This is a genomic window from Oceanicola sp. S124, from assembly GCF_000220565.1.
GTDB lineage: Bacteria > Pseudomonadota > Alphaproteobacteria > Rhodobacterales > Rhodobacteraceae > Pseudooceanicola.
This window is the reverse complement of the sequence record NZ_AFPM01000060.1, coordinates 1-19454: the sequence shown is the minus strand read 5'-3', so window position 1 is coordinate 19454 and position 19454 is coordinate 1. Positions and strand designations below refer to the sequence as shown.

At 66.8% G+C, this 19454-nt stretch carries 18 protein-coding genes; 9 read left to right on the top strand and 9 right to left on the bottom strand.

Going from position 1 to position 19454, the window contains the following annotated elements; genetic code table 11:
• Window position 1: 1 nt before the first annotated feature.
• From OS124_RS0105345 to pyrH, 4 genes are all read right to left on the bottom strand, one after another.
• Window positions 2-790 carry a phosphatidate cytidylyltransferase gene (locus OS124_RS0105345; RefSeq protein ID WP_010138345.1) on the bottom strand — a complete coding sequence of 263 codons (789 nt, stop codon included), beginning with the start codon at window positions 788-790 and terminating at the stop codon, window positions 2-4.
• A gap of 4 nt (window positions 791-794) precedes the next feature.
• Entirely contained in the window at window positions 795-1559 is a 765-nt protein-coding gene (gene uppS, locus OS124_RS0105340) for a polyprenyl diphosphate synthase (RefSeq protein WP_010138344.1), read from the bottom strand.
• Between the two features lie 56 nt (window positions 1560-1615).
• A complete protein-coding gene (gene frr / locus OS124_RS0105335) occupies window positions 1616-2179 on the bottom strand; it encodes a ribosome recycling factor (protein ID WP_010138343.1) in 564 nt (187 codons plus the stop codon).
• Between the two features lie 162 nt (window positions 2180-2341).
• Complete coding sequence (gene pyrH / locus OS124_RS0105330; protein WP_010138342.1) at window positions 2342-3073, bottom strand: UMP kinase; 732 nt, start codon at window positions 3071-3073, stop codon at window positions 2342-2344.
• A gap of 110 nt (window positions 3074-3183) precedes the next feature.
• Between pyrH and miaA the strand changes: the two genes are divergently transcribed.
• From miaA to OS124_RS0105300, 6 genes are all read left to right on the top strand, one after another.
• On the top strand, window positions 3184-4056 hold the full coding sequence (gene miaA, locus OS124_RS0105325; protein ID WP_010138341.1) for a tRNA (adenosine(37)-N6)-dimethylallyltransferase MiaA: 873 nt from the start codon (window positions 3184-3186) through the stop codon (window positions 4054-4056).
• 80 nt (window positions 4057-4136) lie between these two features.
• Window positions 4137-4931 (top strand): helix-turn-helix transcriptional regulator, encoded by a 795-nt coding sequence (locus OS124_RS0105320; RefSeq protein ID WP_010138340.1) that lies wholly within the window; start codon window positions 4137-4139, stop codon window positions 4929-4931.
• A gap of 368 nt (window positions 4932-5299) precedes the next feature.
• Window positions 5300-6940 carry an ABC transporter substrate-binding protein gene (locus tag OS124_RS0105315; RefSeq protein WP_010138339.1) on the top strand — a complete coding sequence of 547 codons (1641 nt, stop codon included), beginning with the start codon at window positions 5300-5302 and terminating at the stop codon, window positions 6938-6940.
• A gap of 129 nt (window positions 6941-7069) precedes the next feature.
• Complete coding sequence (locus OS124_RS0105310; protein ID WP_010138338.1) at window positions 7070-8113, top strand: ABC transporter permease; 1044 nt, start codon at window positions 7070-7072, stop codon at window positions 8111-8113.
• A gap of 13 nt (window positions 8114-8126) precedes the next feature.
• Entirely contained in the window at window positions 8127-9323 is a 1197-nt protein-coding gene (locus tag OS124_RS0105305; protein WP_010138337.1) for an ABC transporter permease, read from the top strand.
• A gap of 123 nt (window positions 9324-9446) precedes the next feature.
• Window positions 9447-11534: a dipeptide ABC transporter ATP-binding protein gene (locus OS124_RS0105300; protein ID WP_010138335.1), complete on the top strand. Its 2088-nt coding sequence runs from the start codon at window positions 9447-9449 to the stop codon at window positions 11532-11534.
• A 222-nt stretch (window positions 11535-11756) separates the two neighbouring features.
• On the opposite strand, the gene OS124_RS0105295 is transcribed toward OS124_RS0105300, so the two are convergent.
• Both OS124_RS0105295 and OS124_RS0105290 read right to left on the bottom strand, forming a co-directional pair.
• Window positions 11757-12341 (bottom strand): hypothetical protein, encoded by a 585-nt coding sequence (locus tag OS124_RS0105295; protein WP_010138334.1) that lies wholly within the window; start codon window positions 12339-12341, stop codon window positions 11757-11759.
• A 266-nt stretch (window positions 12342-12607) separates the two neighbouring features.
• The gene (locus OS124_RS0105290; RefSeq protein WP_010138333.1) at window positions 12608-13198 is read right to left on the bottom strand and encodes a lytic transglycosylase domain-containing protein; all 591 of its coding nucleotides are present in this window, start codon (window positions 13196-13198) and stop codon (window positions 12608-12610) included.
• 308 nt (window positions 13199-13506) lie between these two features.
• On the opposite strand from OS124_RS0105290, the gene ssb reads away from it, so the two are divergent.
• Window positions 13507-14055: a single-stranded DNA-binding protein gene (gene ssb, locus OS124_RS0105285; RefSeq protein ID WP_010138332.1), complete on the top strand. Its 549-nt coding sequence runs from the start codon at window positions 13507-13509 to the stop codon at window positions 14053-14055.
• Between the two features lie 80 nt (window positions 14056-14135).
• Here ssb and mgrA read toward each other — a convergent pair whose 3' ends face one another.
• Both mgrA and OS124_RS27320 read right to left on the bottom strand, forming a co-directional pair.
• On the bottom strand, window positions 14136-15170 hold the full coding sequence (mgrA, locus tag OS124_RS0105280; protein WP_010138331.1) for an L-glyceraldehyde 3-phosphate reductase: 1035 nt from the start codon (window positions 15168-15170) through the stop codon (window positions 14136-14138).
• A 180-nt stretch (window positions 15171-15350) separates the two neighbouring features.
• Complete coding sequence (locus tag OS124_RS27320; RefSeq protein WP_168161439.1) at window positions 15351-15488, bottom strand: hypothetical protein; 138 nt, start codon at window positions 15486-15488, stop codon at window positions 15351-15353.
• Window positions 15489-15615: 127 nt separating this feature from the next.
• Between OS124_RS27320 and OS124_RS23755 the strand changes: the two genes are divergently transcribed.
• Both OS124_RS23755 and typA read left to right on the top strand, forming a co-directional pair.
• Window positions 15616-16401 (top strand): GNAT family N-acetyltransferase, encoded by a 786-nt coding sequence (locus OS124_RS23755; protein ID WP_050900816.1) that lies wholly within the window; start codon window positions 15616-15618, stop codon window positions 16399-16401.
• Window positions 16402-16472: 71 nt separating this feature from the next.
• A complete protein-coding gene (gene typA / locus OS124_RS0105270) occupies window positions 16473-18290 on the top strand; it encodes a translational GTPase TypA (protein ID WP_010138329.1) in 1818 nt (605 codons plus the stop codon).
• A gap of 158 nt (window positions 18291-18448) precedes the next feature.
• On the opposite strand, the gene OS124_RS0105265 is transcribed toward typA, so the two are convergent.
• Window positions 18449-19225: a pyrroline-5-carboxylate reductase family protein gene (locus tag OS124_RS0105265; RefSeq protein WP_010138328.1), complete on the bottom strand. Its 777-nt coding sequence runs from the start codon at window positions 19223-19225 to the stop codon at window positions 18449-18451.
• Window positions 19226-19454 lie beyond the last annotated feature (229 nt).

Below are 19454 nucleotides of genomic sequence, written 5' to 3'. Positions count from 1 at the left end.
GTTACCCCGCGATGAAGAAGAGCCCCGTCCAGGGCCCGGTCAGCAGCAGCATGAGCGAGGCGCCCAGCATGCCGTCGAAGCGATCCATCAGCCCGCCATGCCCGGGGATCAGGTTCGAACTGTCCTTGATGCCCGCGCGCCGCTTCAGCGCGCTTTCGGCCATGTCACCCATCTGCGAGGCCATGGACAATGCGATAGATACGCCCGCCAGGGTCACGCCTTCGTTCATCCACAGCCCGAAGCCCAGACCAACCAGCCCCGCCGCGACCCAGCCCGCGATGGTGCCCGACCAGGTCTTCTTGGGGCTGACGCGGGGCCAGAACTTCGGCCCGCCGATCATCCGGCCCGCGAAGTACCCCGCCACGTCGGTGACGACGACGACGGCCACCAGCCAGCCCAGCCAGAGCGCGCCCTGGTCGGCACGCAGCCGGACCATGCCGTAGCCGGCGATCAGGATCATGGCGCAGAACACCAGGAACAGCGTGCGGCGACGCGGCACCAGCGACAGGCCGACCATCGAGGGCGCCAGCAGCAGCGGCAGCGCGAAGCCGCCGGGCACGAAGACCGCCAGCGCAAGGCACAGCCCCGCCACGCCGCCCATCTGCAGTGCCACGCCATCCTCGCCGGGGGCGCAGATCCGCGCCAGCTCCCAGACCATGCCGCCGCAGACCAGCGCGATGAACAGCTTGAACCAGAGGCCTCCGGCCCAGATCACCAGCAGGCCGGCCACAACGAGAACCAGCCCCGAGACCAGGCGCGGCGCCAGGTCGGACCATTTGCGATCTGCCATCGGATCAGCCTTTCACGCCGCCGAAGCGGCGGTCACGAGAGCCGAAGTTCTCGAGCACCCCGGCAAAGACCTCGCGGGTGAAGTCGGGCCAGAGCGTATCGATGAACTCGTATTCCGCATAGGCGGACTGCCAGAGCAGGAAGTTCGAGATCCGCGCCTCGCCGCTGGTACGGATCACCAGGTCGGGATCGGGCAGCACGCAGGTATCGAGGTACTTCGGCAGGGTTTCCTCGTCGACGCATTCGGGGGCCAGGCGGCCGGCGGCGACATCTTCGGCAAGGCGGCGGGTGGCGCGGGCAACCTCGTCACGTCCGCCGTAGTTCAGCGCGATGGTCAGGTTGGTGCCGGTGCAATGCGCCGTCATCTCTTCCAGCTCGTCCATCTGCACCTGAAGCTTCTTGTCCAGCCCCGGGCGGTCGCCGATGAAGCGCACCCGGACGTTGTGATCGCGCAGCGCCCGTGCCTCCTTGCGGATGTAGCTGCGGAACAGCGCCATCAACCCGGCAACTTCAAGCTGGGTCCGTTTCCAGTTCTCGGTCGAGAAGGCGAAGATGGTCAGGTAGCCGACGCCCAGGTCGGGACAGGCGCGGACGATCTCGCGCACCCGTCGCGCCCCGGCGTGATGGCCGAACAGCCGCGGACGGCCACGCATCGTGGCCCAGCGCCCGTTGCCATCCATGATGATCGCCACATGGCGGGGGCCTGCGCCACCGATGCCCGCCGGGAGGTTCCCGGTCTGCTCCGCGAGGGCTTTCGCCTCGTCCGCCATGCGCCCCTCCCCCTGATGCGGCCGGCCGGGCCGGGCAGGTCGCCCGGCCGCATGCCTCAGACCTGCATGATTTCCTGTTGCTTGGTCTCCAGCGCCTGATCGACCTTCTTGATATAGGCGTCGGTCAGCTCCTGGACCTCGGCTTCCCAGAGCTTCTGGTCGTCCTCGGACATGCCGTCGGCCTTGGCCTTCTTGATCTGGTCCATGCCGTCGCGGCGCAGGTTGCGCACGGCGATGCGGGCATGCTCGGCATACTGCGCGGCGACCTTGGTCAGCTCGCGGCGGCGTTCCTCGTTCAGCTCGGGGATCGGCAGCATGATGATCGTGCCGTTGAGCTGCGGGTTGATGCCCAGGCCGCTTTCGCGGATCGCCTTTTCGACCTTGTTCACGAGACCCTTGTCCCAGACGTTGATCGTCACCATGCGCGGCTCGGGCACGTTGACGGTGCCGACCTGGTTGATCGGGGTGGGCTGACCGTAGGCGTCGACCATCACCGGCTCCAGCATCGAGGCCGAGGCCCGGCCGGTCCGCAGTGAGGCGAATTCGGTCTTGAGGTTCGACATGGTGCCATCCATGCGGCGCTTGAGGTCGTCGGTGTCGAGTTCGAAATCTTCAGACATGGTAATATAGCCCGCTGAGCTGGTTCGTCTTTCCGGGCGTTCTAGGACAGCGCACCCGGGATGTATAGTGATTTGCGACAATCGTCGCGGCGCCGGCCGGCACCAGGGTCGGCACCGGGGTCGCTCCCGGCGCGACAGGCTGGCCTGACACTGGGCCGGGCCTCAGCCCTTGACGAGGGTATGGGCGCCCTTGCCCTGCAGGATGCCGCGGAAGCCGTTCGGGTCGTCCAGCGGGAAGACGATGATCGGCTTGTGGTTGTCCCGCGCCAGCGCGATCGCCGAGGCGTCCATCACCTTGAGGTTCTTCTGCAGCACCTCGTCGTAACTGACGGTATCGTAGCGCTTGGCATCGGGGTTGGTCTTGGGATCCTTGTCATAGACCCCGTCGACGCCGTTCTTGCCCATGAAGATCGCCTCGCAGGCCATCTCGTTGGCGCGCAGAGTGGCGGCCGTATCGGTGGTGAAATAGGGGTTCCCGGTGCCCGCGGCAAAGATGCAGACCCGCTTCTTCTCGAGGTGACGCACGGCGCGGCGGCGGATGTAGGGTTCGGCCACCTCGTTCATGGTGATCGCGCTGATCACCCGGGTGTAGACGCCGAGGCCCTCCAGCGCGGCCTGCATGGCCAGCGCGTTCATCACCGTGGCCAGCATGCCCATGTAGTCGGCGGTCGTGCGCTCCATGCCCTGGGCCGAGCCGGCGAGGCCGCGGAAGATATTGCCGCCTCCGATCACCATGCAGATCTCGACGCCCATCTCGTGCACGCTCTGCACCTGCTTGGCGATCCGCTCGACGGTCGGCGGATGCAGGCCGTAGCCCTGGTCGCCCATGAGCGCCTCCCCCGAGATCTTCAACATCACCCGCTTGTAGGTGGGGTCCTGCTCGGTATCGGCCATGTTGCGCTCCTTCACGGCGGGGGACTAGGATCGCGCGCAAAATGTCGGAAAAGGCGGGCAGGTTCAATGCGGGAATTGGGACAGATCGACAGGAAGGCGGGCCAGTGCGGATGAGACAGGCAGAACAGGTGCCGGCAGACCGCCATGTGCTCATCGCGGGGCCGACCGCTTCGGGCAAGTCGGCCCTGGCGATGCGGATCGCCGAAGATGGCGGCGGGGTGATCGTCAATGCCGATGCGCTGCAGGTCTATGCCAACTGGCGCGTGCTCTCGGCCCGCCCCTCCGCCGCGGAAGAGGCCGCCCTGCCGCATCGCCTGTTCGGTCATGTCGACCGGTTGCAGCCCTATTCCGTCGGCGACTGGCTGCGCGAGGTCGAGGGGCTGCTTTCGGGCCCCGAACGGCTGGTGATCGTCGGCGGCACCGGGCTCTATCTTTCCGCGCTGACCGAGGGGCTGGCGGTGATACCCGAAGTGCCGCCCGAGGTCCGCGCCGAGGGCAATGCCCTGCGCGAGGCCGACCTGCCGGCGATGATCGCCGCGCTGGACGCCGAAAGCGCCGCCCGCCTCGACCTGAACAACCCCGCCCGCGTGCAGCGCGCCTGGGAAGTGCTGCGGGCCACCGGGCGCGGCATCACCGCCTGGCAGGCCGAGACGCCGCCGCCGCTGCTGCCGCCCGAGGCCTGCACCCGGCTGGTGCTGGAGGCCCCGAAGGACTGGCTGAGCCCGCGCATCGAGGCCCGGTTCGACCAGATGCTCGCCCAGGGTGCGCTGGACGAGGCGCGGGACAACCTGGCCGGATGGGACCCTGCCCTGCCCTCATCGAAGGCCATCGGTGCGCCAGAGCTAATTGCCTATCTGCGTGAGGAAATTTCCTTTGACGCGGCCCGTGAGAGCGCCCTAATACATACGCGCAGGTATGCAAAACGGCAACGAACCTGGTTCCGCGCCCGCATGTCGGCATGGCAGGTCCTACCCGCCGCGTAGCCTTTACTTATCAGTGCAATCCCGTTCTATTTCCGCCTGTGAGCCGCCCCAGGTCTTTCACTGAACAGACAGATCCGCACTTGGCAGATTATGCGCCCCCAACGGTCAGGAGCCAGACCCTCGCCCAGCTCTCCGCGAACGAGAGCTGGCGGCTCGAACTTCCGCACGCCCGCCCCTCGCATCTCTTCGTCTATCTCAGCAAGGGACAGGGGCGGACCATCGTCCTGGGCCGTCGCCGCGGGCTGACGATGAACACGGCGCTCTTCGTGCCCGCCGGCACGCTGATGATGCTGGACATCGGCAAACAGAGCTACGGGCTGGCGGTTTCCGTGCCCACAGAGATCGGGCTGCAGCTGCCGAGCGAACCGGTGCAGCTGCGCCTGCGCGACAGCCTGACCCAGGCCGAGCTGGTGGCGATCATCGAGGCGATGCAGCGCGAGCAGGCGACGCACCGGCCCTTCGGCGCCGAGGCCCTGCAGGCCCATGCCGGGCTGCTTTCGGTCTGGCTGCGCCGGACCCTGGCGGCCGAACCCGCCACCACCGGCACGCCGCGCGCCGCCGACCGCCTCGCCGCCGCCTTCAGCGCCCTTGTCGAGCGCGACTTCCGCTCGGGCCAGTCGATGGCCGAATTCGCCCTCGCCCTGGGGGTGACCCCCACGCACCTAACCCGCACGCTGCGCCAGACCGCAGGCCTGACCGCAGCCGATATCCTGACCGGCCGCAGCCTCTACGAGGCGCGGCTGATGCTGCAGGACGGCACCCTGCCGATCGGGCTGGTCTCGGAAATGCTGGGCTTCTCTTCGGCGGCCTACTTCACCCGGTTCATCCAGAAACACACCGGCAAGACGCCCTCGGGCCTGCGGCGGCGAAGATAGTTCCGATCCGTCGTGGACTTGTCATGGAAGCGCTCCATCTTCCCGGCATGTCCAGACGTCAGGCCTGTCAGAAGATACCTCCGGCCACAGGTGCGCCAGTGCACCTGAGCAGAGGCGTGCCGGCGCGCAATCAGGCGGCGCAAGTGCCTGACGCGGCAGGAGATGTCGCTTTTGGATGACAATCATGTCGCATCTGGACTACCAAAGACCGGAGACTTGAATTGACCCGGGGCGATTTTCCTGCCGGAGTGGATCCAGCAACCGGACCTCGCCCGCCAGGCACCACAGGGCCGTTGCAGCGATTCAGTCGATCTCGTGGGGGCAAGCGCCTCGCGGGGCACCCGGATGTACGTCACAGGGAGAATGACATGACCGAAAAACCCCAGAAGCAGGACCGGATCCACCCCGCCGCCCGCATGTATGCCGAGGAATTCAAGGCCGGAAAGCTCAGCCGGCGCGAGTTCATGGCGCGCAGCTCGGCGCTTGGCGTGGCCACCACCGGGATCTACGCGCTTGGCGGCCTCGCCCAGCCTGCCGCGGCGCAAGCGACGCCGACCGCGGGCGGGACGCTGCGGGTGCAGATGGAGACCAAGGCGCTGAAGGATCCGCGCAACTTCGACTGGTCGCAGATGGCGAACTTCGCCCGGGGCTGGCTGGAATACCTGGTCGAGTACCAGAACGACGGCACCTTCGAAGGCCGGCTTCTGGAAAGCTGGGAAGCCAACGAGGATGCGACCGAGTACACGCTGAACGTCCGCCAGGGCGTGACCTGGAACAACGGCGATCCCTTCACCGCCGAGGACGTCGCCTTCAATATCGCGCGCTGGTGTGAACAGGGCGTCGACGGCAACTCGATGGCCTCGCGCATGTCGACGCTGATCGACAGCGAAACCGGCATGGCCCGCGAGGGCGCGATCGCCGTGGTCGACGAGCATACCGTCAAGCTGGTCTGCGCCAGCCCCGACATCACCATCATCGCCGGCTTCGCCGACTACCCGGCCGCCGTGGTCCACCAGAGCTACGATGGCGGCGATCCCTCCGAGAACCCGATCGGCACCGGCCCCTTCCTGCCCGAAACCAACGAGGTCGGCGTGACCCAGGTACTGGTCAAGAACACCGATCACCAGTGGTGGGGCGAAGGCGCCTGGCTGGACCGGATCGAGTTCATCGACTTCGGCACCGACATGGCCTCGTGGGTGGCGGCTGCCGATTCCGACGAGATCGACATGACCTATCAGTCCACCGGCGAATTCATCGAGGTGCTGGATGCCATGGGCTGGAAGAAGTCCGAGGCGGTCACCGCGGCGACCATCTGCGTGCGCTTCAACGTCGCCCAGGAACCCTACACCAACCCCGAGGTGCGCCGCGCCCTGATCCAGGCGGTCGACAACGAGGTGATCCTGGAGCTGGGCTATGCCGGCTACGGCACCGTCGCCGAGAACCACCACGTCTGCCCGATCCACCCGGAATATGCCGAGGTCCCCGCCATCCCCACCGATCCGGCGGCCGCCATGGCCAAGCTGGAAGAGCTGGGCATGGCCGACACCGAGTTCACGCTGATCTCGATCGACGACCAGTGGCAGTCGGAAACCTGCGACGCCGTTGCCGCGCAGATGCGCGACGCCGGCATCAACATCAAGCGCGAGATCCTGCCCGGCTCGACCTTCTGGAACGACTGGCTGGTCTACCCCTTCTCGGCAACCGAATGGAACATGCGTCCGCTCGGCGTGCAGACCATGTCGCTGGCCTACCGCTCGGGCGCCTCGTGGAACGAGACCGCGATGTCGAACCCCGAGTTCGACGCTGCCCTCGACGAAGCGCTCTCGATCGCCGATGCGGACAAGCGCCGCGAGGTGATGGCAAAGCTGGAAACCATCATGCTGGACGAAGGCGTCATGGTGCAGCCCTACTGGCGCTCGCTGTTCCGCCACTCGAAGGAAGAGGTCATGGGTGCCGACCAGCACCCGACCTTCGAGATGCACCACTACAAGTGGTGGATCGCGGCCTGATCCGCTGATTGATCCGCGGGGTCACGGTCTGTCCGTGGCCCCGTTTCACGTCCTGCGGCCGCCAAGACCGAAGACCGGGCCCCACGCGCCAAGCGCCGACAACCCGGACGCCACTGACAGGAACTGTGCATGCTTCTCTTCCTCCTCCGCCGGGTCGGCGTGATGATCCTGACGGCGCTCTGCCTCAGCTTCATCGTGTTCTTCCTGACCAACCTGCCACCGAACCTGGAAAAGGTCGCCAAGTTCGAGGGCAACAGCCGGATGTCCGACGAGGAGGTCGTCTCCTGGCTGGCCAACAACGGCTTCGCCCAGCCCATGCCGGTGCGTTTCGGCGAATGGCTGGGGGTGGTGCCGGGCTGGACCAACGAACGTGACGGCCGCATCACCGGGCGCTGCATCACCCCCGAGAGGACGGCGGAAACGGCGCCGCGCTTCTGCGGCGTGCTGCAGGGCCAGTGGGGCGACAGCCGGGTGTTCCGCGACGAGGTCTCGACCATCGTCGGGGTGCGGCTGTGGATGACCGCCAAGCTGATGCTCTGGGTGATGCTGCTGATGGTGCCCTCGGCGCTGATCATCGGCGTGCTGGCGGGCATGCGCGAGGGATCGAAGACCGACCGCAGCCTGTCGACCCTGTCCATCGCGACAACGGCGACGCCCGAATATGTCTCGGGCGTGATCTTGATCGCGGTCTTCGCCTCGTCCGCCGTCGGCCTGAAGTGGTTCAAGGGCACCGCCACGGCGGCCATGGAAGACGCGACCTTCGAGAATTTCTTCCTGCCGGTGCTGACCATCTCGCTTTACGGGATGGGCTATATCGCGCGGATGACGCGGGCCTCGATGGCCGAGGTCATGACGGCGCAATACATCCGCACCGCGCGCCTCAAGGGCGTGAGCTTCCGCAACATCGTGCTGAAACACGCCCTGCGCAATGCGCTGATCGCCCCCTTCACCGTGATCATGCTGCAGTTCCCCTGGCTGCTGAACGGCGTCGTCGTGGTCGAGACGCTGTTCAACTACAAGGGGCTGGGCTGGGCGCTGGTGCAGGCGGCGGGCAACAATGACATCGACCTTCTGCTCGGCATTTCGGTCGTCTCGGTACTGGTGGTCCTGGTGACGCAGCTGATTTCGGATATCGGCTATGTCTACCTGAACCCCCGGATTCGGATTTCCTGAGGAGGCGCCGCGCATGGAACCCTTGTCCTGGGGCCAGATCGCCCTGCAACTGCTGATCCGCTTCCTGCCGGTCTGGATCGCCCTTCTTGTCACCTTCACCCTGTCGATCGCCTTCAAGCGCCGTCTGGGCCTCTACGGCAAGCTGTTCGACAACACCATCGGCATGGTGGGCTTCGGCCTGGTCATGTTCTGGGTCTACACCGCCCTAGCGGTCGGCCTGTTCGACTGGATCCTCACCCATGATCCGCTCTCGACCGCGACGGGAATGAAGAACAAGGTGCCCGGCACGCCGATGCGCGGCGCCGGAGAGGACGACTTCGCCTGGTATCTGCTGGGCGGCGACACCCTGGCGCGGGATGTCTTCTCGCGCATGGTCGAGGGCGCCTGGGTGGTGATCCGCATCGCCCCGCTGGCGACGCTCTTTGCCTTCATGGTCGGCATCACCCTGGGCCTGCCGGCAGGCTACTTCGGCGGCAGGCTGGACAGCGCGCTGAGCTTCGCCGCGAACCTGATCCTGGCCTTCCCGGTGATCCTGCTGTTCTACCTGCTGGTGACCCCCGAAATGGTGCAGACCGGTATCCCCAGCTACATGGCGATCGTGCTGTTCCTCTTCCCGATCCTCTTCCTGACGGTGCTGATCAACGCCCGCTACCGCACCCAGCCGGCGCGGCGCAACGTGATGCTGGCGGTGCTGCTCTTCGTGCTGGGCTGGGCCTACCTGTCAGTGATCTCGGACCCCGCGACACCGGTGCGATTCCTGCCCGCAGCGCTGGACCTCTTCAACGTGCCCGGCGGCATCCTGGTGGTCTTCGTCTCTGTGGTCTTCGTCAACGCGCCGACGGTGTTCCGCATCGTCCGGGGCCTGACGCTGGACATCAAGACGCGCGACTACGTCGCCGCCGCCCAGACCCGCGGCGAGGGCCCGTGGTACATCATGCTGTGGGAGATCCTGCCCAACACCCGGGGGCCCCTGATCGTCGATTTCTGCCTGCGCATCGGCTATACGACGATCCTGCTGGGCACGCTCGGCTTCTTCGGCCTTGGCCTGCCGCCCGAGAGCCCGGACTGGGGGACGACGATCAACCAGGGCCGCAAGCTGCTGTCGATCTACCCGCATCCCGCCATCGTGCCCGCCGTGGCGCTTCTGAGCATGGTGCTGGGTCTCAACCTGCTGGCCGACGGTCTGCGGGAAGAAAGCCTGAAAGACTGAGACGGCGGGACCGGGGGCCAGCCCCGCCGCCATTGTACTTGAACCAATGGCGTACAATGGCGGCCCCCGCAGTATTTTTAGCCATCGGATGGGAGTAGCGAAGCGCTCCCGAGGAGAGGTGTCATGAGCGACTATGACGGACCCATCCTGGAGATCGACCGGCTGTCGATTTCCTTCTTCACCCGCCTGCGGGAAATCCCCGCAGTGATGGACTTCTCGGTCTCTGTCCGGCCCGGAGAGGCCGTCGGCCTGGTGGGCGAGTCCGGCTGCGGCAAGTCCACCGTGGCGCTTGGCGTGATGCAGGATCTTGGCGTCAACGGGCGCGTGGTCGGCGGCTCGATCAAGTTCAAGGGCCGCGACCTGGCCGAGATGTCGGCCTCGGAGCTGCGCCAGATCCGCGGCAACGAGATCGCCATGATCTACCAGGAGCCGATGGCCAGCCTGAACCCCGCGATGCGCATCGGCAAGCAGCTGATGGAAGTGCCGATGATCCACGAGGGCATTGGCGAGAAAGAGGCCCGCGCCCGTGCCCTGCAGGTGATCGAGGACGTCAAGCTGCCCGACCCCGAGCGCATCCTGAAGAGCTTCCCGCACCAGCTGTCGGGCGGCCAGCAGCAGCGCATCGTCATCGCCATGGCGCTGATGTCGAAACCCGCCCTGCTGATCCTGGACGAGCCGACCACGGCACTGGACGTCACCGTCGAGGGGGCCATCGTCGAGCTGGTGAAGGACCTTGGCAAGAAATACGGCACCTCGATGCTGTTTATCAGCCACAACCTCGGGCTGGTGCTGGAAACCTGCGACCGGCTCTGCGTGATGTATTCCGGCGAGGCGGTCGAGCGTGGGTCCATCGAGGATGTCTTCGACCAGATGCGGCACCCCTACACGCAGGCCCTGTTCCGCTCGATCCCGCTGCCCGGCGCGTCCAAGACCGACCGGCCGCTGGTGGCGATCCCAGGCAACTTCCCCCTGCCCCACGAACGCCCGCAGGGCTGCAACTTCGGCCCGCGCTGCGACTACTTCGAAGCCGGGCGCTGCGACGCGCAGGATATCCTGATGCGGCCGGTGAAGGGCGACGAGCGCCACGAGACCCGCTGCCTGCGCCAGGAAGAGATCAACTGGGATGCGCCGATTGCCGCTGCCGTGACCAATGCCAAGGCCGAGATCGGCCGCACCGTGCTGAAGATCGACAACCTGAAGAAGTACTACGAGGTCGCCGCCTCGGCCCTGTTCAAGGGCGGCGAGAAGAAGGTGGTGAAGGCCAACGAGACGCTCTCGTTCGAGGCCCGCGAAAGCGAGACCCTGGCCATCGTCGGCGAGAGCGGCTGCGGCAAGTCGACCTTCGCGAAGGTGCTGATGGGACTTGAGACAGCCACCGAGGGCACCATCGTGCTGGACAACCGAGAGATCCAGTCGACCGCCATCGAGAAGCGCGACACCAAGACCGTGGCTGATGTGCAGATGGTGTTCCAGAACCCCTTCGACACGCTCAATCCCTCGATGACCGTCGGGCGCCAGATCATGCGCGCGCTCGAGGTCTTCGGCCATGGCAGCTCGACGGCCGAGCGGCGCGACCGGATGCTGACCCTGCTGGATCTCGTCAAGCTGCCGCGCGAGTTCGCCGAACGGATGCCGCGCCAGCTGTCGGGCGGGCAGAAGCAGCGCGTCGGCATCGCGCGCGCCTTTGCCGGGGATGCACGCATCGTGGTGGCGGACGAACCCGTCTCGGCGCTGGATGTCTCGGTGCAGGCCGCCGTGACCGACCTGCTGATGGAAATCCAGCGCGAGCAGAAGACGACGCTGCTGTTCATCAGCCACGACCTGTCCATCGTGCGCTATCTCTCGGATCGGGTGATGGTGATGTACCTCGGCCATGTGGTCGAACTGGGCACCACCGAAGAGGTCTTCTCGCCGCCCTATCACCCCTATACCGAGGCGCTGCTCTCGGCGGTGCCGATTGCCGATACCTCGGTGAAGAAGAAGCATATCGTGCTGGAGGGTGACATCCCCTCGGCGGTCAACCCGCCGCCGGGTTGCCCCTTCCAGACCCGCTGCCGGTGGAAGCAGATGGTGCCGGGCGGCAAGTGCGACAGCGAGGTGCCGCCGATGCGTGATTTCGACGGCCACCAGATCAAGTGTCACCTGAGCGACGCGCAATTCGCTGAGATGGAGCCGGTGATCACCACCGAGACCGGCGTCGCCGCCGAATAGTCCCGCCCGCCCCCGGCGGGCAACGACTGCGCGAAAGTCCGGGCCTTGCCCGGGCCTTTCTCTTGTCCGGGCCTGCCTCTTGCCCGGGCCTGCCTCTTGCCCGGGCCTGCCTCTTGCCCGGGCCTGCCTGGGGATCAGGCCCGCAACGGTGGCCAGAAACGCAAAAGACCCCCGCTTGCGCGAGGGCCTTTCGTCAGACTGAGTATTCCGAGGGGCCGGAGATCAGCTATCGGACGAGGTGGTGTCGTCGGCCGCGTCGCCCGCATCGTTGTCGGATGCGGCGTCCTCGTCACCACCGGCGGGCGCATCGTCACCGTCGTCATTGCCCTTCGGGGATTCACCCTCGACCAGCTTGCCGTCGACGATCGGCAGATCCATCACGCGGTCGGCCGCGATCTCGGCAAACTTGTCGACCATCGGACCGTAGTAGATCTCGGGGTCGGTGCCGTCGTAGGCGGTATCGGCTTCAAGCTCGACCGGGAAGCTGGTGATGATGTCACCGTTCTGGCCGAAGACGGCGATCTGGGCAGACATGGTGCCCATGTTCGGCGATAGGTCCAGGCCCAGCACCGAGGCTTCGATGGCGATACCTTCACCGCCTTCGACCATCTCGGGCAGATGCTTGGCGATGGCCATCTCGACATCTTCCGAGACGCGCGGCAGGTAGCTTGCGGGCACCTTGCCTTCGGCAACCGAAGCTTCGGCGACATCGGCGGTCACCGAGGCGACCGGACCTTCGTAGGCAAAGGCGGGAATGGCGGTCAGCGAAGCTGCGGCGATGGCGGGAATGAGCAGGGTCTTACGCATGGTGAGTTCCTTTTCGATCTTTCTCCGACGCGGCGCTGCCTCCCGGAGCGGGGTGGCACGCTGTTGCGTCGCGGTGTGGAAAGAGAACGTCTCCCCCCTGCCCGGGTTCCGGAAACTTTCGCGCTGAAATGCCAAAAAATTTGGGAACCAGGGGCGCCGCAAAAGCATTTGCGCGCGCCCGGGATCATTACCCGCAGAGGGCGCCAGGGTCCGCTGGGCCGGGAAAGGGGGCCCGGAAAAGCGGATAAGACCCGGGTGGCGGGCGCTCAGCTGCCCCAGATCGCGGCCACGTAGGCCTTGGTCTCGGCGTAGGGCGGAATACCGCCGTGCCGGCGCACCGCCTCGGGGCCGGCGTTGTAGGCCGCCAGCGCCAGCGGCCAGGAGCCGAAGTCGCGGTATTGCATGGCCAGGTAGCGGGCGCCGCCGTCGAGGTTCTCGTAGGGGTCCAGCGCATCGACCTTGAGGATCTGCGCGGTGCCCGGCATCAGCTGCGCCAGCCCCTGTGCGCCCTTGTGCGACAACGCGTTGCTGTTCCAGCCGCTTTCCTGCTGCACGAGGCGCAGGAACAGGCCTTCGGGGATCCCGTGGCGCAGGGCGGCGGACTTCGCCATGTCCAGGTAGGGTCCGTTGTAACTGCCTTCCCAGGCCACGCCATCCCACTTGGTCGGGGTGCGGATCGCCTGGGGCGTCAGCCGGACCGAGGCCGCGTATTGCGTCGAGGCGCGCCGGTCCAGCAGGCTGGTCTGGGCGCCGAACTGGCTCTTGCGGGCCTGGGATGCCAGGACATCCGCGGTGGCGGGAAATGTGGAAAGGCAAAGACCCGCGCAAAGGCAGGCCAGCATGGCGGGCTTGATCATCTCTGTCCCCAGTCATCTGTTTCAGGGCCTCTGCTCGGGTCCATCCCCCCGGCCCCGTCTATCGTCTCCTGTCGCGGTCCCCGTCCCCGGAACCTGGCGCGCAGATTAGCGCCATCGGGCGGAAAAGGGCACCCCCGAAGCGCAGGAGGCGGCAGGGCGCCGCCGAAGCGGTCTTCTGCCCGCCCCGGCACCATTCGACAGGGGGAACCGGGCAAGCTTCTTGCCCTTTAGCGCCCGCTTTGATGTAACGCTTCGAACATCCGCGCCGGATTCGGGCGCGACAGGCTACATTCAGAGGGAGAAGCGCCATGGCCGGTTCCGTCAACAAGGTCATCCTGATCGGCAATCTGGGACGCGATCCCGAAATCCGGTCCTTCCAGAACGGCGGCAAGGTCTGCAACCTGCGCATCGCCACCTCGGAAAACTGGAAAGACCGCAATACCGGAGAGCGCCGCGAGCGCACCGAGTGGCATACGGTCGCCATCTTCAACGAGCCGCTGGTCCGCGTCGCCGAACAGTACCTGCGCAAGGGCTCGAAGGTCTATATCGAGGGCAAGCTGGAAACCCGCAAATGGCAGGACCAGTCCGGCCAGGACCGCTATTCGACCGAGATCGTCCTGCGTCCCTTCGCGGGCGAGCTGACCATGCTGGACGGTCGCGGTGAAGGCGGCGGCCAGGGCGGCGGTGGCGGCAGCTACGGCGGCGGCCAGGGTGGCGGCGGCTACGGCGGCGGTGACTACGGCGGCGGTTCGGGTGGCGGCTACGACGACCGCGGCGGCTCGGGCGGCGGCTATGGCGGTGGCCAGGGTGGCGGCGGCGGTGGCCGCAACGACCTCGACGACGAGATCCCGTTCTGATCGACACCGGGACCAAATGAAAACCGCCGCCAGGGTCTTCCTGGCGGCGGTTCCTCTTTCAGGCCTCGGGCAGGTCGCCCTCAGACCTCCGAGCTTTCCTTCCAGCCGCCCAGAATGACTTCCTTGTCGGTCAGGTTGGCGTCGATGCGGGCCAGTTCCTCGTCCGTGAAATCAAGGTTGGCGACCGCGCCGACGCAGTCCACCACCTGCGAGGCCCGCGAGGCGCCGATCAGCGCCGAGGTCACCCGCCCGCCGCGCAGCACCCAGGCGATCGCCATCTGCGCCAGGGTCTGGCCGCGCGCCTGTGCCACCTCGTTCAGCCCGTTCAGCTTGGCGATCATCGCCTCATCCACCAGGTCGGGGTTCAGGCTCTTGCCCTGGGCCGCGCGGGATCCCTCGGGAATGCCCTTGAGGTACTTGCCGGTCAGCAGCCCCTGCGCCAGCGGCGTGAAGACGATCGAGCCCATGCCGAGATCGTCCAGCGTCTCCAGCAACCCGTCCTCTTCGACCCAGCGGTTGAACATGTTGTAGCTGGGCTGGTGGATCACGAAAGGTGTCTTCAGCTCGCGCAGGATCGCATGGGCCTGCCGGGTGCGCTCGGAGTTGTAGGAAGACACGCCGACATAGAGCGCCTTGCCCGCGCGCACGGCGGCATCCAGCGCCAGCATGGTCTCTTCCAGCGGCGTCTCGGGATCGGCACGGTGGTGGTAGAAGATGTCGACGTAGTCGACCCCCATCCGCTTCAGCGACTGGTCCAGCGAGGCGGTCAGGTACTTGCGCGACCCCCAGTTGCCATAGGGGCCGGGCCACATGTCGTAACCGGCCTTGGTCGACAGGATCAGCTCGTCCCGGTAGGGACGCCAGTCCTCGGCCATGAGGCGCCCGAAGGCGGTTTCCGCGCTGCCGTAGGGCGGACCATAGTTGTTGGCCAGGTCGAAGTGGGTCACCCCGTGATCGAAGGCAGTGCGCAGGATGTCGCGCTTGGTCTCATGCGGCGTGTCGTCGCCGAAGTTGTGCCACAGCCCCAGCGAGATCGCCGGCAGCTTAAGCCCGGACCGCCCGAGGCGGCGGTAGGGCATGGTATCGTATCGGCTCTCGGCCGCGACATAGGTCATGGGAGACCTCCTCTGTTAGCGCATGACAGGGAGGTTCGCCATTTCGCCGTAAAGGTAAAGACCCTCCGGCCCGGATCGGCGGCTTTCTGTTCGCAGCGCATCTGGGGCCGGGGTCTTGCGCCGGGGCCGTAAGGGCATTGTCCGACACCGGCGTTAAGGGCCAGTGTATAGGGCCAGCGCCTATGGCCAGAGCGCCGCGGCAAGGCTCAGCAGCCCCCAGACCGGTGGCGAGAGCATCAGGCAGAGCAGCAGCGCCGCCTGCCATGTGGGGCGCGGCGCGGGTGGCAGGGGAGAGGCGGGCTCTTTCATCGTCGCCATTAACCCTCGCGAAGGTTTTCATCGCCTTAATTCCGACATGCGACATGAGCACATCCCCGATCCGTGGCCAGAACCTGGGCCGGATCCTTGGCCAGAACCTGGGCCAGATCCTGGGCCGGACGGACGGATGCACCGCCATCCCCACTACGCTACGACCCTCCAGGGGATGGGGGCGGATGTCGGACGCCTGCCCTGCGGCACGCTTGCCCTGCGCCGGCGGTTCGGGCCGCTGCGCCTGCTCTGGCTGCCCCAGCCCATGGTGCTGCCGGATCTTGCCAGCCTGCCCGCCGCGGCGGTGATCTCGGCCGCCTCGCAGGTACAGGACGGGGCGCTGCGTGGCTCGGGCGCGATCCGCCTGCTGACCCCGCAGGCGCGCGCGGTGCTGCGGCTGACCCAGGCCGGCGATCTGCAACGGGCCGGGCAGCATCAGAAGTGGCGCAACCGGCTGCGCCACGCGGAAAGCCAGGGGCTGCGGGTCTGTCACGCCCCCCTGCCCCGAGACCCGACCCACTGGCTGCTGCAGGCCGAGGCCGCGCAGCAATGCGCCCGGGGCTACCGCGCCCTGCCGCCCGAGTTCGCGCTGCATTGGCCGCAGACCCGGCTGTTCCTCGCCCGGCGCGGCACATCCGTGCTTGCCGCCCAGCTCTTCCTGCTGCACGCCCCCGGCGCCAGCTACCACATCGGCTGGAGCGGGCCCGAAGGTCGCGCCGCCTCGGCCCACAACCTGCTGCTCTGGGAGGCCGGACGCTGGCTGGCGGCGCAGGGCATCACCCGGCTGGACCTCGGCCCCGTCAACCGCGACAGCCCCGGACTGGCCCGTTTCAAGCTGGGCAGCGGTGCCCGGATCGAGGCGGCGGGCCATACATGGCTGGCCAGCCGCTTTCTTGCGCCATTGGGCCGCCTAATCGGCTGATCCCCGCTTTGGGCCTTTCTTTTCTGCCCTTCCCGGGCTAGGGCCTGCGCGAGACCCCAAGAGGACCCCACATGGATCTGCGCAACATCGCCATTATCGCCCACGTTGACCACGGCAAGACCACGCTCGTCGACGAGCTGCTGAAACAATCCGGTGCTTTCCGTGCCAACCAGGCCGTGGCCGAACGCGCCATGGATTCCAATGACCTGGAACGCGAACGCGGCATCACCATCCTTGCCAAGGCCACCTCGGTGGAATGGAAAGGCACCCGGATCAACATCGTCGACACCCCCGGCCACGCCGACTTCGGCGCCGAGGTTGAGCGGATTCTCTCGATGGTCGACGGCGTGGTCCTGCTGGTCGATGCCGCCGAGGGCCCGATGCCCCAGACCAAGTTCGTGACCTCGAAGGCGCTGGCCCTGGGCCTGCGCCCCATCGTGGTGCTGAACAAGGTCGACAAGCCCGACGCCGAACCCGACCGCGCCCTGGACGAGGTCTTCGACCTGTTCTCCAGCCTGGATGCCGACGAGGATCAGCTGGACTTCCCGCATATGTACGCCTCGGGCCGCTCGGGCTGGGCCGACAATGAACTGGACGGCCCGCGCAAGAACCTCGACGCGCTCTTCAAGCTGATCGTCGACCACGTTCCCGCGCCCAAGCAGCTGGCCAAGCAGAACGACGACTTCCGCATGCTGGCAGTGACCCTCGGCGCCGACCCCTTCGTCGGCCGCATGCTGACCGGCCGCGTCGAATCCGGCAAGCTGAAGGTCGGCCAGACCGTCCAGACGATCTCGCGCATCGGCCAGAAGGTCGAGCAGTTCCGCGTCACCAAGATCCAGGCCTTCCGTGGCCTCGCCCAGCAGGACATCGAAGAGGCCATCGCCGGCGATATCGTGTCGCTGGCCGGCATGACCAAGTCGACCGTCGCCGACACCATCTGCGCCCTGGCCGTGGACGAGCCGCTGGAAGCCCAGCCCATCGACCCGCCGACCATCACCGTGACCTTCGGCATCAACGACAGCCCGCTTGCCGGTCGTGACGGCAAGAAGGTGCAGAGCCGCGTCATCCGCGACCGCCTGCTGAAGGAAGCCGAGACCAACGTCGCCATCAAGGTGCAGGACACCCCCGGCGGCGAGGCCTTCGAGGTTTCGGGCCGCGGCGAACTGCAAATGGGCGTGCTGATCGAGAACATGCGCCGCGAAGGCTTCGAGCTGTCGATCTCGCGTCCGCAGGTGATCCTGCGCGAAGACGAGAACGGCCAGAAGCTGGAGCCGATCGAGGAAGCCACCATCGACGTCGATGACGAATACTCGGGCGCGGTGATCGAGAAGCTGACCGGCGCGCGCAAGGGCGACCTGGTCGAGATGCGTCAAGCCGGTGCGGGCAAGACCCGGATCATCGCCCACATCCCCTCGCGCGGGCTGATCGGCTATCACGGCGAGTTCCTGACCGACACCCGCGGCACCGGCGTTCTGAACCGCGTGTTCCACTCCTGGGCGCCCTACAAGGGTGCCATCCCGGGCCGTCGCGCCGGGGTGCTGATCTCGATGGAGCAGGGCCAGACCGTGGCCTACGCCCTGTGGAACCTGGAAGAGCGTGGCCGGATGTTCCTGGGCGCCCAGGCGGATGTCTACCAGGGCATGATCATCGGCGAGCACTCGCGCGAGAACGACCTGGAAGTGAACCCGCTGAAGGGCAAGAAGCTGACCAACGTCCGCGCCTCGGGCACCGATGACGCGGTCCGCCTGACCACCCCGATCACCCTGTCGCTGGAAGAGGCCATTGCCTATATCAACGACGACGAGCTGGTCGAAGTGACGCCCAACGTGATCCGCCTGCGCAAGCGCTACCTGGATCCGCATGAGCGCAAGCGCCAGTCGCGTAGCTGATCAGGCCGCGCAGTTGATCAGGCCGCGCAGCTGATCGGGTCGCGCGCCTGCGGGCTGCCGCCGGATCGCCTCCGGCGGGAGTATTTTCAGCCTGGTGATGAACAAGGGGCGTCGGAGAGGTTCTCCGGCGCCCTTCTTCGTGCCGGATGGTGCCCGTTTCAGATTTCCCTGGCGCGGTCCGCGGCGGCGGTGAGCGCCTGTGAAAGCGCCTGGTCAAAGGCACTGTCCCTGAGCGCCACCAGTCCGGCGGCAGTTGTACCGGCGTAGGCGATCATCTCTTGCACCCGGGCCGCCGGGCTGGCGCCCTGGCTCAGCATCTCTCCGGACGCGAGGAAGAGCTGGCGGATGGCGCGGTCGGCCACCTCGGGGGCGATGCCCTGGGCCGTGGCGTGGCGGATCATGCTGTCGGCGACATAGGCCACGAAGCCCGGCACCGGGCCGGTCATGGCGGTGAAATGGTCGATCTGGGCCTCGTCGGTGATCTCGTCCGTCTGCCCCATGGCGCCGAAGAAACTGCGGGTGGCAGCGCGGTCGGCCTCAGTGACCTCTGCGCTGGCGACCCATGGGGTGTAGGCGAGGCACTGGGCTGCGGCGGGGCTGGACATCGCGCGGATCACGCGGGCGCTGCCGGTGGCCTGCGAGATCCCCGCGAGCGTCAGCCCGGCGACCACCGAAAGCACCAGCTTGTCGGAGGCGTCGATCTTCAGCGCGGGCATGGCGGCAGGCGGGATGCAGAGCAGGACGACGTCACAGGCTTCAGCCAGCTCCTGCGGATCGGCGGTGAACGTGACCCCTGCCCCGCCCGTCAGCGGCACCGGCTGGCCCGAGCGGTTCGCCATCCAGAGGCTGCTGCCCGCCACGCCGCCCGAGAGAGCGCCCTGCGCCATGGCCTGTCCCAGCATGCCGGAACCGATAATGCCGTAGGTGATGGTCATGGGGGCCTCCTGTTTGGAGGGAGGCTAGCAGGTGTGGGTTGCTGGCGGGAAGCGTGGGGGGAGGCTGAAGTTCTACTGGCCCGGACGAGTATTCGAGTACCAGACTGGCGCCGCATAGAGGCGTCGCACCCATGCGAGGCGTCGGTGTCGGCTCTTGCTAATATAGATGCAACGTGATCGGTTTCTTTTCAATGACGTACGGACATTGCCCCTTAGCCATCGACAGAGG

Excerpts from the sequence above, each read along its gene's own strand:
- OS124_RS0105345 (WP_010138345.1), bottom strand. The coding sequence starts at position 790 with ATGGCAGATCGCAAATGGTCCGACCTGGCGCCGCGCCTGGTCTCGGGG.
- uppS (WP_010138344.1), bottom strand. The coding sequence starts at position 1,559 with ATGGCGGACGAGGCGAAAGCCCTCGCGGAGCAGACCGGGAACCTCCCG.
- frr (WP_010138343.1), bottom strand. The coding sequence starts at position 2,179 with ATGTCTGAAGATTTCGAACTCGACACCGACGACCTCAAGCGCCGCATG.
- pyrH (WP_010138342.1), bottom strand. The coding sequence starts at position 3,073 with ATGGCCGATACCGAGCAGGACCCCACCTACAAGCGGGTGATGTTGAAG.
- miaA (WP_010138341.1), top strand. The coding sequence starts at position 3,184 with ATGAGACAGGCAGAACAGGTGCCGGCAGACCGCCATGTGCTCATCGCG.
- OS124_RS0105315 (WP_010138339.1), top strand. The coding sequence starts at position 5,300 with ATGACCGAAAAACCCCAGAAGCAGGACCGGATCCACCCCGCCGCCCGC.
- OS124_RS0105310 (WP_010138338.1), top strand. The coding sequence starts at position 7,070 with ATGCTTCTCTTCCTCCTCCGCCGGGTCGGCGTGATGATCCTGACGGCG.
- OS124_RS0105305 (WP_010138337.1), top strand. The coding sequence starts at position 8,127 with ATGGAACCCTTGTCCTGGGGCCAGATCGCCCTGCAACTGCTGATCCGC.
- OS124_RS0105300 (WP_010138335.1), top strand. The coding sequence starts at position 9,447 with ATGAGCGACTATGACGGACCCATCCTGGAGATCGACCGGCTGTCGATT.
- OS124_RS0105295 (WP_010138334.1), bottom strand. The coding sequence starts at position 12,341 with ATGCGTAAGACCCTGCTCATTCCCGCCATCGCCGCAGCTTCGCTGACC.
- OS124_RS0105290 (WP_010138333.1), bottom strand. The coding sequence starts at position 13,198 with ATGATCAAGCCCGCCATGCTGGCCTGCCTTTGCGCGGGTCTTTGCCTT.
- ssb (WP_010138332.1), top strand. The coding sequence starts at position 13,507 with ATGGCCGGTTCCGTCAACAAGGTCATCCTGATCGGCAATCTGGGACGC.
- mgrA (WP_010138331.1), bottom strand. The coding sequence starts at position 15,170 with ATGACCTATGTCGCGGCCGAGAGCCGATACGATACCATGCCCTACCGC.
- OS124_RS27320 (WP_168161439.1), bottom strand. The coding sequence starts at position 15,488 with ATGGCGACGATGAAAGAGCCCGCCTCTCCCCTGCCACCCGCGCCGCGC.
- OS124_RS23755 (WP_050900816.1), top strand. The coding sequence starts at position 15,616 with ATGCACCGCCATCCCCACTACGCTACGACCCTCCAGGGGATGGGGGCG.
- typA (WP_010138329.1), top strand. The coding sequence starts at position 16,473 with ATGGATCTGCGCAACATCGCCATTATCGCCCACGTTGACCACGGCAAG.
- OS124_RS0105265 (WP_010138328.1), bottom strand. The coding sequence starts at position 19,225 with ATGACCATCACCTACGGCATTATCGGTTCCGGCATGCTGGGACAGGCC.